At 65.4% G+C, this 14,645-nt stretch carries 7 protein-coding genes; 2 read left to right on the top strand and 5 right to left on the bottom strand.

Going from position 1 to position 14,645, the window contains the following annotated elements:
• Nucleotides 1–88: 88 nt before the first annotated feature.
• The 3 genes from E1298_RS32655 to E1298_RS32645 form a co-directional block, all read right to left on the bottom strand.
• Complete coding sequence (locus E1298_RS32655) at nucleotides 89–1,963, bottom strand: DUF2075 domain-containing protein (RefSeq protein WP_243725949.1); 1,875 nt, start codon at nucleotides 1,961–1,963, stop codon at nucleotides 89–91.
• 191 nt (nucleotides 1,964–2,154) lie between these two features.
• A complete protein-coding gene (locus E1298_RS32650) occupies nucleotides 2,155–3,129 on the bottom strand; it encodes a CBS domain-containing protein (protein ID WP_131900158.1) in 975 nt (324 codons plus the stop codon).
• The gene (locus tag E1298_RS32645) at nucleotides 3,126–4,982 is read right to left on the bottom strand and encodes a GmrSD restriction endonuclease domain-containing protein (protein ID WP_207944970.1); all 1,857 of its coding nucleotides are present in this window, start codon (nucleotides 4,980–4,982) and stop codon (nucleotides 3,126–3,128) included. The genes E1298_RS32650 and E1298_RS32645 overlap by 4 nt, the downstream gene beginning before the upstream one ends.
• Nucleotides 4,983–5,174: 192 nt before the next feature.
• On the opposite strand from E1298_RS32645, the gene pglW reads away from it, so the two are divergent.
• Both pglW and pglX read left to right on the top strand, forming a co-directional pair.
• Nucleotides 5,175–9,473: a BREX system serine/threonine kinase PglW gene (gene pglW / locus E1298_RS32640; RefSeq protein WP_131900156.1), complete on the top strand. Its 4,299-nt coding sequence runs from the start codon at nucleotides 5,175–5,177 to the stop codon at nucleotides 9,471–9,473.
• Nucleotides 9,470–13,066: a BREX-2 system adenine-specific DNA-methyltransferase PglX gene (pglX, locus tag E1298_RS32635; RefSeq protein WP_131900154.1), complete on the top strand. Its 3,597-nt coding sequence runs from the start codon at nucleotides 9,470–9,472 to the stop codon at nucleotides 13,064–13,066. The genes pglW and pglX overlap by 4 nt, the downstream gene beginning before the upstream one ends.
• Nucleotides 13,067–13,297: 231 nt before the next feature.
• Here pglX and E1298_RS32630 read toward each other — a convergent pair whose 3' ends face one another.
• The gene (locus E1298_RS32630) at nucleotides 13,298–13,486 is read right to left on the bottom strand and encodes a DUF397 domain-containing protein (RefSeq protein ID WP_243725950.1); all 189 of its coding nucleotides are present in this window, start codon (nucleotides 13,484–13,486) and stop codon (nucleotides 13,298–13,300) included.
• On the bottom strand, nucleotides 13,486–14,367 hold the full coding sequence (locus tag E1298_RS32625) for a helix-turn-helix domain-containing protein (protein WP_131900150.1): 882 nt from the start codon (nucleotides 14,365–14,367) through the stop codon (nucleotides 13,486–13,488). Before E1298_RS32625 ends, E1298_RS32630 begins: the two co-directional genes overlap by 1 nt.
• Between the last annotated feature and the right edge of the window lie 278 nt (nucleotides 14,368–14,645).

The raw sequence follows: 14,645 nt of genomic DNA, 5'->3' as shown, positions 1-14,645 counted from the left end.
CCACCCCCACGTCCCCCAACGTAACGCTCCCCTTACCTGACCACTTCCGGTCCGGCAAGCTTGAGTTGGCATCGAAACCGCTGACGGCTCATCGCAGCAATCGTGACAGGAACGCCTGGGTCTCTTCATCGACCGAGTAGATCAGCGTGCCGACCATGCCGCGGGTGAGCAGCACTTTGTAGGTATTGCGGATGAGTTCCGCCGCCTCCTTGTCGGTTACCGTTTTCGGCCTGAGGGCCGGGTCGCGGCTTGCCGCACGGTTCGGCATGAGCTTTCCGTCGCGGTAGACAAGGTCGCGTCCGAGAATGACCCCGTTCCAGTCGTACTCGAAACCCTGCGCGGTGTAGACGCAGCCGACCTGTCCGAACCCGCCGGGATTGGTGGCCCACAGCTCGCTCGGCGGCGCGTCCCCGATCGCCCGGTCGCCCTTGACGTTCCATGGACGGGCCCAGTCGCCGATCACCACGTCCGGAACGAGTGACTGCTCCCAGCCTCCGGCGTCCTTGCGGGGGTTGCTCCAGGGCCAGCAGAAACCGGCGGTCATCCGCGCGGTGCGGCCCCGCTCATGATGCGACCGCAGGAGCGCCTCCATCTCCTGCGGGGACTCGGCGAGGGAGACCTCGAAGTCGTCGTCGTCCGTCCACGGTTCAGCAGGCTGCTCATGGAGGCCGAGCAGCCGCAGCACCCAATCCTCGTACTTGCGGCTCCCACCGCATCTGAACTGCTCGTCCAGCGAGACGTGCTGGACGTTCAGCCCCTTCGACTCGGCGTGCTCGCGGATCTGCTCAAGCGTCCCCATCTCCCCGGGGCGGACGTTCTGCTGGCCGTCGAGCAGGAACACCGGGACCCGTGCCGCGTCGATCAGCTCGTCGACCTGGGGCCGGCCGGTGCGCAGGCGGGCCGGGGTGTACTGGTTCGCCGACACCTTGCGGATGCGATGCGCCTCGTCGCAGATGAGGACGTCCAAGCCGTTGCGGTCGGCGTCCATGAAGTTGTTGAAGTACTTGAACATCGCCTTCGTCTGCGGCGATCCCTTGGCGACGTGCCGGCGCATCGTCTGCGTGAACGACTTGGAACCGGTGGCGTGCAGCGCCGAGAGCCCCCGGGCGGACAGTGCGCCGAGCAGCGAGAGCGCGATCACGCTTTTGCCGCTCCCGGGACCGCCGGTGATCACCACGACGGTCTTCAGGTCCTCCCTGCGCGCTTTGTCGACCGCGTGCAGGACGAGCTGGTACGCCAGTTGCTGCTCGTCCAGCAGCACGAACTGGTCGCGGTCGCGCAACTCCCTGGCCGCATGCGCGAGAAGCTGCTTGGACGGACGCACCTCGCTGCTCAGAAAGTGGTCGGCCGCGGCACGCCCGGGTGCGGGTGCGAACCGGTCGCGCAGATAGTCGACGAACGCTCCGCGCGTCGACTGTGTGAACAGCAGGGTCCGCTCGTCCTTGACGGCGTCGTAGAGGTCGAGGACGTCGCCGCGGGCCGCGTTGTGCAGGTACGCGACGGCGTGCAGCGCCTCGGGTCTCCTGGCGAGTTCCACGAGGAACCCGTAGATGTAGTCGGTGTACCCCTTGGCCTGCAGGGCGGGGTGGAGCTTCGGCTTGCCCGTCATGTTGTGGACGAGGACGCGGCTCGGGTCCTCGTCCCACACTTCCGCGCGGCTCCACTGCTTGAGCTCGACGACCACGTAGGCGTCTGCGCCGGTCCGCCGGTCGACGCCGGCGAGCACCACGTCAGCGCGCTTGCTGGTCAGCGGCAGCTTGTACTCGATGAGCATCTCGACCTGTCCGAGCCCGGCCTCGACGAGATCGTGGGCGACGACGGGAAGGCTCCGCTCCCATGACCGCACCTCGGAATCCGAGACGGTGATCCCGTCCCGCATCTTCATTTGCTCGGCGAGGATCTGCGCGAACCTTCGCTCGGCGGGTGACAGCAGTGACTCGGCGGTGAGACGGAGAACCGTCAACGGACTTTCCCCCAGGCAGCACGAATGTCTCGTGCGGTATGGGGGCGTGTCCTGTGCCCGCGCTCAGGCGGGTCGGCGGAAGCCCGTCGGGCCGCAGCTTGTTGAGGAAAGGCTAGCGGCGATCCCTGACATTCTTCACGGGATTACGGGCGGCGCCTTAGATCACACGGCCGGCATGGGCGCGACGCACCTCAAGGCACGAGGCTCTTCACCAGCCCGGAGAAGATCTCCATCTGCTGTCGTTGCTCCGGAGAGAGCGGATTGGGCCGGAAGTGCGCCACCTCGTTCCGGATGCGCCGGACGGCGTCGACCTTCTCGACGAATCCGTCCTGATGCAGCGCCCAGTTGAGCCTGGCCCAGCGGTCGGGCCTCGCGAAGACCTTCTGGAGCTGCCCGAACGTCAGGTCGTCGGCGGTGTTCGCCTTGCCGTGCCCTGACGCCTTGCGCAGGTCCTCGACCGTGTCGCACATGCGCTCGACGCACCGGCGCAGCCGTCGCTCGATCTCGCCCAACTGCAGGAACGGGCCCGTGAGCCGACCGAACTCAAGGCTCAGGTCCGCGGCCGTCACCAGGCCGGTGATCTGCTGATCGGAGTCGCGGACGAACACGCAGTTGTGCCGGATGATGTCGTGAATGGTGACCAGAAGCTCCGCCTTGATGCTGACCTCCTGCGCGGGCTCGGTCGCATCGGCGAGCGACTCGCACTTGCCGCGCGCGTGCGCCAGTGCGATGGACTGCCAGCTCACCACGCCGATGAGCACGTAAGGCCCTGACATCACCGGCAACTGGGAGAAATGGTTCTCCAGCATCACCATGCGGGCGTGCGCCAGGTCGTCATCCGGGTTGAGGCTCACGAGCGTGCCGCTCGGCATCCGGGCGGTGGGCAGGTCCCCGACGCAGAGCGCGGACGGGGCGATGGACTCCTCTTCGGCACCGGCCTGGGCGTCCTCGTCTTCCACCCCGATCGGGCCGACGACCACCGTCGAGTGCAGTTGCCCATGGAGCAGGGTCGGCACGCAACGCAGTCCGGCCTGCCCGAGCTCCGTCTCGATCCGGCCGACGATCACCGGGTCCCGGTTGCGTTCGCCGAACAGCTCCAGCAGTTCCGCCACCGTCAGCTCGACGGGATCCTCCGCCGCGTTCTCCAGTTCTGGTGGAAGGCTCATGCCACAAGCTCCGGGTCGGACTCGTAGTCGTCGGCGGATTCGGGTGCGACGGCGGCGGGGATGGCGGACTTGCCCATCGCCGCCTCGATCAGTTCGCGCAGCCGTGTCGTCCGCTCCCGGTAGAAGCGCTCGAAGTCCTCTTCCCGCAGGCAGGCCGGATCGATGAGATGTGTGGCGATGATGTCGTCCAGCCAGTTGCCGGGCAACCCGGTGTCGGTCTCCAGCGACTGGAGGTAGTTCTTCGGACCCCGCTGCCCGACGAGCTGCCCGGTCCGGTGGGCCAGCAACGTCTTGTTGACGATGCTCTCGTACTTGTCCCTGGAGACCTTGTTCCGCTCGCACCAGCTCTTGGGGAAGATCTGGTACAGGCCCACCTGGTGGCCGAAGAAGATGCGCTCGTCAATCGGTTCGCGGTTGTGCGTCCAGTCCTTGCAGCCTTGCCGCATCAGCACGGCATAGACACCCTTGTAGGCGGCACTGTTGCGGCTGCGCAGCGTGCCGAGGCGGGCTTCCTGGAAGATCGCCTCACCGACCGAGGCCGGTTCGCGGCCACCCCGGACCCAGGCGACGACCTGTTCCAGGTCCTTGGGCAGCCGTGTCTCGGGGGAGCCGCCGTACTGCTCGCCGAACACACCGCACCAGTACCAGCGGGCGATCTTCGCGTAGGTCTCGTCGGAATCCGTCTCATCGCCGAGGACGGTGCGGATCGCGGCCAGCGCGACGAGCTGCGTCGTGTACGGGATGTCGGCGACCTGGAAGACGCACTGCCGCCGCAGGAACCGGGCCGTCCAGTGGTAGGCGTCGACGACCCGGGGAGACCATTCGAGGTACTCCTCCAGCGGCAGGTCGAGGATGTCCTTGCGCTTGCAGCTGGCGGCCGGCTGCGAATAGGGGTCAGCGCCCTTGCGCCCGCGTCGGCGGAAGTAGGTCGACACGAGCGTCACCGTCTGCAGGAAGTCGGTGTTGCCCAGCCCTCCGGCACGTGAGGTGGCCACCAGCATGGTGTTGGCGGCGAGGCCGTTGAAGATGCGTTCCCAGTCCTCGTGGAGCTGGAAGTCCTTGCCCTTCTCCTCGAAATAGGCCGGATCGGCGGCGTACGAGGCGGTCACCAGCTCGAAGACGTTCAGCGGGACGCCGCCGGTGTTGACCTTCTCGAAGACCGTGCATACGGCCTCCTTGGGAGTGTCCTTGGTGAGATTGATGATCGGGATCTGGTATTGCCCGACGTTGTTGAGAACCTTCGAGGTGAACCTGGTCCACAGGCGCTGGCGGGCCGGGTCGCCCGCCGTGAAGCCGAACATCCACTCCATGGTCTTCTGGGTGTCCAGCATCAGCCGGAACGGGAACATCCCCGCCGCGGCCTCGTTCTCGGTCGTGCTGAGGTCATAGGCGACACCGCGGCCGAAGTCCTCGCGGAGGACGCGGTCCTCGGGGACCGAGAGGATGGCGTCCTCCCGGTCGATGTCCTCGTTGACGGCCCGGTCGATGTCGATGTAGTACCAGCGCCGCAGCTTCTTCTTGCGGGCGTCCATCGTCTCGACCGGGGCCTCGGAGTGAAGCGCCTGGTAGAGCGAGGTGAGCCGCTGCTGGCCGTCCATGAGCAGCAGCTCCGGCTCGACCCGGCCGACGGGCGCGCCCGACAGCGGGCGCGGTTTGAACCGGGTGCCGGGGCCGCCCGTCTCCAGCGCCATCATGACCCCGACGGGATAGTCCCGCGTCACCGTCGCCAGCAGCGCCGCGATCCGCTCGTCGTCCCACTTCCAGGGGCGCTGGAAGTCCGGCAGCTGGATACGGCCGTCATGCACCATGTCGAGAAGTTCGCGAAGGTGGAACTGGGGGGTCTGGAAGGGCACGCCGACACTCCTCCGGAGCTCACGTCGAGTTATGTGCCGAGGCTAGCGCTGTCAAGGTCGTCCTGACCTGTGAACGAGCGATGACCGACCGCATGTGGCAAGGTTTCCGGTTCGTGATCCTGACTGGGGTGCGCACTGTCGGTCGCTGCTCCTATCCTGTCCAGGCACGACCGGACGGGGGATGACAGGCTGATGGCGACAGGCGGTAACCGCTGGTGGGGGGCGCGTTCCGAGTTCCCCTGGGAGCAGGACGCCCTCGACTTCATCAAGCGGCGCATGCCGGACGCCGAGCCCTTCCGCGCGTGGACGACGTTCACCTTCACCGCGAAGTCGGGTCACGTCCGCGAGGTCGACCTGCTCATGGTCACCCCGTCCGGGCTCTACCTCGTGGAGATCAAGAGCCACCAGGGCCGGCTGGTCAACTCCGGCGGCACCTGGATGTTCCACCACCTGGGCCGCGTCAGCACGATCGAGAACCCGCTCCACCTTGCGGATCGCAAGGCCAAGGAGCTGAAGAGCCAGCTCGAATGGGCGATGCGCAAGCTCGGCGTCCGCGGGCTGCGCGTCCCGTTCATCAAGGCCGCCATATTCCTGTCCGACCCGGCGCTGAAGTCGGAGCTGGACGAGGTGCAGGCCACCGGCGTCTATGCCCGCGGCCCCGACAACGGGCTGCCCCGCATCTGGGACGACCTGCTCGGCACCTCCCGTCCCACCGGACCGGGGCGCGGCGAGGTCACCTTCTCCAGGAAGATGCCGGCCCTGCTGGACGCCATCGGCATCCAGGGCTACCGCAAGCACCGGACGGTCGGCACCTGGCGGCTGGAGCCCAAGGCCATGGACGCGGGCCCCACCTGGGAGGACTACCTCGCCGAGAACACGGCGCTGGAGGGCGACCACCGGCGGGTCCGGCTGTACCTGTCGGAGCTGGGCGCCTCCCGCGAGGCCCAGGAGTCGACCCGGCGGGCCGCGCGCCGCGAATACCTGGTGCTCCAGGGAATCGACCATCCGGGCATCGTCAAGGCCGAGCAGTTCAGCGACGACCATGACGCGGGCCCCGCGATCGTGTTCCCGCACCGGCCCGAATGGCTGCGGCTCGACCACTACATGGCTCAGTTCGGTGACGGGCTCGACGTCGAGACCCGCCTGGGCATGGTCCGGCAGCTCGCCGAGGCACTGGCGCATGCGCACCGCCGCCACCTCTACCATCGCGCGCTGGCCGCCCGCAGCGTCTACGTCGCCTCCCACGGCGCCGGATACGACCCCACCTTGAAGATCGTCGACTGGCAGGCGGCGGCCCGTCCCGGCGGGGCGTCGACCGACCCGCGACGCCCTGGACGCACCTCCACCCTGGCCGGGGGCGTCGCTGCCGCGGCGGGGCACATCGAGCGGTCCGCCGAGGCGTACCTGGCGCCGGAGTTCGGCCGGGCCGAGGCCGACAGCGTTCCCCTGGACGTGTTCGGCCTCGGCGCGCTCGGCTACCTGATCATGACGGGTACCGCGCCCGCCGACAGCCGCGGGGCGCTCGCCCGGCGGCTGACCGAGGAGCACTGCCTCACCCCGTCCGCGATCGACGAGTCCATCACGTCCCAGATGGACGAGGTCATCGAGAGCGCCACCAAGCTCGACGTCTTCGACCGGTTCCAGTCCGTGAGGGACTTCCTGGAGTACCTCGACCTGGTCGAGGAGGAGCTGACCGCGCCGGACGTCGAGCCCGACCCCGACCCGCTGGAGGCCGTGCGCGGCACCGTCGTCAACGGATGGACGGTCCTGCGCAACCTCGGCCAGGGGTCCACGTCCCGCACCTTCCTGGCTGAACGCGAGACGCCTGAGGGGACGCAGACGGGCGTGCTGAAGGTCGCGCTCACCGAGGCCGCAGCCGACCGGCTGCACGCCGAGGCGGGACTGCTCGGACGCCTGCGCAGCACCCGGATCGTCGGCCTGATCGAGGGCCCGTTCGACGTCGCCGACCGCACCGTGATCGTCCTGGAGGAGGCCGGCCAGGTCACCCTCGCCGAGCACATCAAGCGGCAAGGGCGGCTTTCCCCCGACGAACTGGAGAAGTTCGGCGACGAGCTGTTCGACGCGGTCGACTACCTCGAAGAGGAAGGCGCCCGGCACCGCGACATCAAGCCGGAGAACCTCGCCATCCGCCGCCTGGCCAACAACACCAGCCGCCTGGTCATGCTGGACTTCTCCATGGCCGACACCCCCGACACCGCCGTCAAGGCCGGCACCCCCGACTACCGGGACCCGTTCGTCGGCACCGACCGCCGCCCCCGCTACGACGATCACGCCGAGCGCTACTCCATCGCCGTCACCCTCCACGAGATGGCCGCCGCCGAGCGCCCGTCCTGGGGCGACGGCATGGCCGAGGCCGAGTTCATCGACAAGGCGGAGTCCACCCCGCAGATCGCCGAAGACCGTTTCGACGCGGGCCTCCGTGACGCCCTGGCCGCGTTCTTCGAGCGCGGCCTGCACCGTGACGCCGACCAGCGGTTCGCGTCACTGAAGCAGATGCGCGACGCCTGGCGCGGCATGTTCCTCGACCTCGACCAGACGGCCCCGCCGACCACCCCGAGCAGCACCGACGAGGACACCGACGACGTCAAGCAGGCCCGCAAGTCCCGGGCCGAGGCCGCCGTCGAGACGACCCCGCTGGTCGAGGCGGGCCTGTCGCCCCGCGCGCTGTCGGCGGCCATCGACGGGCTGGGGGTGTCCACGGTCGGGGAGCTGATGGCCGTCCCCGCCGCCCGCGTCCACCGGCTGCGGTACTCCGGGGTCGGCTCGGGCCCGCGCAACGAGATACTGCGCCTGGGCCGCGACTGGCGGCACCGCCTCGGCTCCAAGGAGTCGGTCGCCAACGTCGCCAAGGACCAGCGTGAAGCCGCCGAGGGCGTCTCCGTCGCCGGCGCCGACGCCAAGGACAGGCTGAAGCGGCTCAGCCTGGACGAGATCGCCGGACGCCTCATCCCGAAGAGCGAGGGGCAGGATGCCGAGGCCGTCGCCCTGGCCCTCGCCCTGCCCGGCCCGGACGGCGCATCGCCGCTCGCGCCCTGGGCGTCCCAGCGGGAGATCGCCGACCACAAGCGCATCAACCCGACCGAGGTGTCCCAAGCGCTCGCCGACGCTCGCCGCCGGTGGATGTCCGACAGCGCCATCAAGCCGCTCCGCGACGACGTCATCGCGATCCTCACCGAGAAGGGCCGCATCCTCGAAGCGGACCAGGTCGCGGCCGAACTGCTGACCAGGCGGGGGAGCGGCCTCGCCGACACCGCCGCCCGCCTCGCCGTCGCCAGCGCCGCCCTGCGGGTCGCCATCGAGACCGAGGAGCGCTTGGACGAGCCGCGCCTCGCCAAGCGCCGCACAGGCCCCGGCGACAGGACGGTCCTGCTGGCCCTGCGTCCCGCCGAGGACGCGGACGCCCCCGACGTCGCCGACCTGTTCGACTACGCCGAAGAGCTCGGCAAACGCGCCGACAAACTGGCGGCTCTGAACCCGCTGCCCAGCGCCGTGACCGTCCGCGGGATGCTGCGCGAGGTCATCGTCCCGTCCGGGATGGCGCTGCTTCCCGACACGGCCCTGGTCGCCCTGGCCGCCGCCGCGTCCACCAACGCCGCCGTTACCGCCCGTCTGGAGCTCTACCCGGTCGACCTCGCCCCGGAACGCGCCCTCGAACTGGCCCAGATCGCCGGATACTTGGGCGGTTCCGGCATCACGGCGGACGACCTGCGCCGTCGCGTTCTGGCCCGCTTCCCGCGCATGAGCAGGCTGCCGTCCACCCCGGCCGCCCTCTACAAGGCGCTCCGCAAGGCGAACTACGAAGTCGAATGGAGCAAGGACGGCAAACGCCTCGTCGACCCGCGCTTCGGCGTCGCCGCCCGTTCCTACAGCGGCGGGCACTCACCAGGGACGTCCACCGCCACCGGCCGCATCTCCACCGATCAGATCACCCGGCGACTCCTCGGCAGCGTCGACAACGGTGGGTTCCTGGCCCTTAAGACCCGTATCCGCTATACCGGCTCCATGCTCGCCGTCCTCACGGGCTTCGCGGACGTCACCCCTGTCAACGTGACCGCCCGGTTCACCGAAGCCCTCCGTGAGATCGTCGCGGCCCGCGGCAAGCCCACCTGGGACACCATGCTGGAAGCCGATCCGTCGACCGCCCCGCCCGTCTTCCACCAGCTCGTCGAGCAGGCGTTCGCCGAGGTGGAGAAGACCGTCCGCGCCATCGACCGCGTGGCACTCCTGCACGACGCGACGCCCCTCGCCCGCTACAAGGGCGGCTCCGAACTGCTGGCCCGCCTCGCCGACGCCGCCCGCGACCCGCACGAGACCCCGTACGGGCTGTGGCTTCTGTGCCCGATGCCGGACCCGAAGCCGCTGCCCCTCCTGGACGACACGGTCGTCCCGACCAACACCGACAACGAACACCTCGTACTGCCCGGCCCGTTCGCGCAGCGAGATGAGACGTCCTCTGGGAGAGCTTCATGATCGTCCGCAAGGCGCTGCTCACCGACCTGAAGAAGCAGGTCGGAGTCCTCGAAGTGGATCTGCGGGAGCGCGCGGCCGAAGACGAGGACACCCACGCCCGCCTCCACAGCGAATGGCAGAAGGCCCGCGAGGCGAGCCGCATCGCCGCCACCTACGAGACCTGGCTGGACGACCGCGTCACCCAGGCCGCCGTCGCCTGGGTCCTCGGAACGGTCTTCCTGCGCTTCTGTGAGGACAACGGCCTCATCGAGCTGCCCTTCCTCGCTGGCCCAGGCGACAAGCTGGACCTCGCCCAGGAACGCCAGGCCGACTACATCCGCAACAACCCGCACTCCACCGACCGCGACTGGATCCTCGCGGGCTTCGCCGAGATGTCACGCTCCCCGGTCGCCGCAGGGCTGTTCGACAAGGCCCACAACCCCATGTGGCAGATCGAGATCCCCCACCACGCCGCCAAGGCCCTCCTCGCCTTCTGGCGCACCCGCGCCGAGAACGGCGAGATCGTCCACGACTTCACCGACCCCGACTGGGACACCCGCTTCCTCGGCGACCTCTACCAGGACCTCTCCGAGCACGCCAAGAAGACCTACGCCCTGCTCCAGACCCCCGAGTTCGTCGAGGAGTTCATCCTCGACTACACCCTCGAACCCGCCATCGACGAGTTCGGCCTAGCCGGCCTCCGCCTGATCGACCCCACCTGCGGCTCCGGCCACTTCCTCCTGGGCGCCTTCCACCGCATCCTCAACAAGTGGCGCGACGCCGAACCCGCCACCGACATCTGGGAACTAATCCGCCGCACCCTCCTCTCAGTGCACGGCGTAGACAAAAACCCCTTCGCCACCAACATCGCCCGCTTCCGCCTTCTGGCAGCAGCAATGAAGGCAGGCGCTCTCTTTTCTCTTACCCAGGTTCCCGAATTTCCGATCATTGTGGCTACCGGGGACTCACTACTTCACGGTAGAGGTGCTCCAGGTATTCAAGAAGACCTGTTTATTAATGCCGAGCCGCACGCCTACGTGACGGAAGACATTTATGAGTATATTGGCCGAGACGACGAGGTGCAGCCTAGCCTCATCGATTTGCTTGGCGCAGGAAGCTACCATGTGGTAGTTGGAAACCCGCCATACATTACGGTTAAAGACAGCCAGGAGAACGAAAATTATCGTCAAGCCTACAAGAGTTGTGCCGGCAAGTATGCACTCTCGGTCCCTTTTGCTGAGCGCTTTTTCCAGTTGGCAAAATTGGGGACCCTTGATGCCTCCGTCGCTGGTTATGTCGGTCAAATAACCTCCAATTCTTTTATGAAACGCCAGTTCGGAAGAAAGTTGATCGAAGAGTACTTTTCCACGATAGACCTCTCTCGAGTTGTCGACACCTCTGGCGCCTTTATACCGGGGCACGGAACTCCCACGGTGATACTTATTGGTCGTCGACAGTGGCCGCGTCACGGAACGTTTGTTCGCACTGTCATGGGAGTAAATGGAGAGCCAGGAGAGCCTCCGTCTCCGGAAGATGGACTCGTATGGCGAGCGATAATCCAACAAATCGAGTCACCCGGGAGTGAGAGTAAATGGGTCAGTGTGGAAGATATCGCTCGTGAGCGACTAAACTCCTACCCTTGGAGCTTGTCGGGAGGCGGTGCTGCCGGGCTGATGGACGCGATTGAGGGGAAGGGGCGCCCGCGCCTGCGAGCATTCGTAGAGTCAATTGGTTTCCTTTCAATCACAGGCGATGATGAGGTGTTCACCGCCAGCAGGGTGCCGGCCAGTTGGAGCAGACAAGGAGTAACCTATAAGCACTACAGTGTTGGCGAGAACGTTCGTGATTGGAGCGCCTCCGGCGGATACGTACTATGGCCGTACGAACAGAGATCGCCTAATCAGAAACTTCAGTCGAGCTGTCTGTACTGGCCATATCGTACTGGCTTGCGAGCCGGACTCGCTTTCAAAAGGACCCGTGAACAACGCGGCATGCAATGGCATGAATTGATCATGCTTTCATGGGAGCGTGCCGATGCTGACCTCTTGATAGCTTTCGCTGATGTTGCAACGCACAATCATTTCACTCTCCTTCGTGGAGATAGGGCCTGCAATCAACACGCGCCTGTGATCAAGCTGCCTGGAACCCGGGAAGAGGGGGATTATCTTCGCCTCCTCGCTATCCTAAATAGCTCGACTGCGTGTTTTTGGCTTAAGCAGGTCAGCTACCCTAAGGGAGGTGACCCTGTCGGAGACGAAGGTGCTCGGGTTAGTGCAGAAGGGTGGTCAGATAGGTACGAATTTACTGGAACCAAGCTACAAGAGCTTCCGCTTCCGGCTCAACTTCCCTTGAAAAGAGGGCGGAGGTTGGATTCGCTGGCGCAGTCGTTGGCTGATGTGAGCCCAAAGAACGTCCTAGCGGTTCCTTGGTCGCGCCACGCTATTCTGGCGGATTCGCAGAGCCAATGGGAATCTATCCGCCGACAAATGGTTGCAGAGCAGGAAGAGTTGGACTGGGAAGTGTACGGGCTTTACGACCTCCTCGATGTTGATGTCGTGGCGCCTGCTGGAAGCTTGCCTGAAATTCGACCTGGAGAACGTGCCTTCGAGATTGTGCTTGCTAGGAAGATCGAATCCGGCAATCTTCAAACACAATGGTTCCATCGTCACGGTTCAACTCCGATTACAGAAATACCGGAACATTGGCCGGATGAATACAAGCGTGTCGTTGAGAAGCGCATCAAAGTTATCGAGAATCGCCGTGATATTGCTCTGATCGAGCGACCGGAGTGTAAGCGGCGGTGGTTGCTGGCCACCTGGGAGGAGCAAGCAGAAGCCGCGCTCCGCGAATGGTTGCTAGCTGGATGCGAAGAGCGCGGTCTCTGGTTTGCAGATGATGAGTATGGCACTGAACAGCCGCGCGCTATGACGGTAAACCAGCTCGCTGACCGACTTAGGAACAGTGAGAACTTCGTGTCTGTCGCTCGTCTGCACGCTGGCGATTCCGTCGAGCTTTCCACGGCAATTGCGCAGATTGTACAGGGCGAACATGTCCCATACCTAGCAACGTTGCGATACAAAGATCCTTCCGGATTGCGTAAGCGAGTGCAATGGGAAAATATGTGGGAGCAACAGCGGGAGGAGGATCGGATTGGCAAGGACCTGGGCATTGCCGTTCCCCCGAAGTATACGTCGGCTGATTTTCTGAAGGCTTCGTACTGGCGGAATCGTGGGAAGCTTGATGTGCCCAAGGAGCGGTTCATTTCGTATCCGGGTAGTAGCCCGGACGGGGACTCGTCGTTGTTGTTGGGGTGGGCCGGCTGGGATCATCGGGAGCAGGCCCAGGCGCTCATGATGCTGATTGAGGAGCGTGCCACTCAGGACGGGTGGGATGCTGCTCGACTGACTCCGCTCCTTGCGGGGTTGGCTGAGGTGCTGCCGTGGGTGTGGCAGTGGCATGGTGAGATCGATCCGGCGTTCGGTCAGAGTCCTGCAGATGCGTACACGATGTACCTGGAAGCCAAGCAGACCGAGTACGGGATCTCGGACGAGGATCTGAAGAACTGGCGTCCCGAGAAGCCCAAGCGTGGCGGCCGGAAGAAGCAGGACACCTGACAATCTTTTCGGGGCCCTAGCCGTCAGTGTACTTGTGGCCGTGGGCAGGGCGCGTTTGCGTCACGAACGTCCGAACGCATTCACCTTTGAATTAGTTCAACAGTTCGCGTCCGAGCGTGGATGTAGTGATTTACGGCCTAGTCGCGGCTGCGAGGCCAATGTCGCGTCCGGAGCGATGCCGCTTCTTCTAAGACGGCCATTGGCCGACAGCTCGATGGTGGCCAGGGCGTGCTATCGTCCCGACCGGATAGAGTTGAGAAGTGTAACCCATTCGGCGCGTGTGAATTCGAGGGTCGGACCCTTGCCGTGCATTGTGGAGTCTCGAACGGCGACTGCGCCGGACGTGGAGCGGCCTACCTCCACGCACGAGCCCCCGGCCTCGGTGTAGCTAGAGACACGCCAGCTAGTGAACTTCTTCATCATCCGTCTGATCCAGCCTCACGGGTTAGTCGGTCGGCAGCCTCAGCCAGACAGGAGAGGCTGTCCTTTGAGGATAGAACAGCCTTGCTGAGAAGTTCATATCTCTTGATGTGCTGCTCGACCTCGGTTGCTTCGCTGTAAACCAGATCGGTGCTGGGCGTCTCGACCACGGCCAATGGTGGGTCGACCGGGTTCGAGAACGTGTAGAGGAAGAACGCTGACCGGGGAATCGAGATACCCTCGATCCGCGCGTCCACTGGTAGGACGCGCACCTCTAGGCGCGGTTCAGACGTCATTAGGTTGACCAGATATCGTGTCTGGGCTGCCATGATGCCGATCGGAACGTTGATCCGCCGGACGACCACCTCGTCCAAGATGATGTCGAGGGTCGGGCCATCCGGCCGCAGTACGGCCTCCTGCCGCCGCCTTCGGGCCTCGGCCATCCGCTTGGGGCTGAAGTCGAGCGCGCCCTCGGCTCGCTTCAGTTTGACAAGCGCATCGATGAACTCGGGAGTTTGGAGAAGACCAGGTAACGAGGTGTCGTTGTATTCGCGGATGGTGGCGGCGCCGGACTCGATGTCTGCGTACAGTCGCTGGCGAGCCCCCATTGCGTCGCCGAAGGAGTCCCACCAGCCCTTCGCGGATGCCTCATGGGCGAGCGAGACGATTTCCTTCCACCTCTTGTCTGAGACGCCGAGCGTGTTGAGGATGGTGATGACGTCGGCGACGTCCGGGCGGCCGTGGGCGTTCTCCAGGCGACTGATCTTCATACGTGAGTAGTGGATGTCCTTCGCGAGGTCGTCCGCCGTCATCTCGCGTTCCTCACGGAGTGCGCGAAGCTCGGCGGCGAGGCGTCGGCGGCGGACGAAGGGGCTGACCATGTCGACCTCCGGGGAGTTGGTTGTCCGTGATCAGACAACTACTCTATGTACACGACCTGGAGGCTTTCGCGGCGAAGGATGAGTCGATTGGTTGGCTAGATAGAGCCACAGTCTTGTATCGAACGGGTTCGAGGGCGTGTTCGGACATTCGGTGAAGTGAGTGTCCTAGAGGGCAGGGTGTTCAGCTCGTCCGACCAAGGGTCTCGGAATTCGAAGCAGTCTGCCGAAGTCGTGGCCTGCTTAACCGCTCAAGGTGAGTGGGCGGGGAGGGTCTGGGG

Origin of the sequence: Actinomadura rubrisoli, from assembly GCF_004349215.1 — a bacterium.
GTDB lineage: Bacteria > Actinomycetota > Actinomycetes > Streptosporangiales > Streptosporangiaceae > Spirillospora > Spirillospora rubrisoli.
The sequence above is the reverse complement of the archived record's forward strand: the minus strand, read 5'-3'. Positions and strand labels throughout refer to the sequence as shown.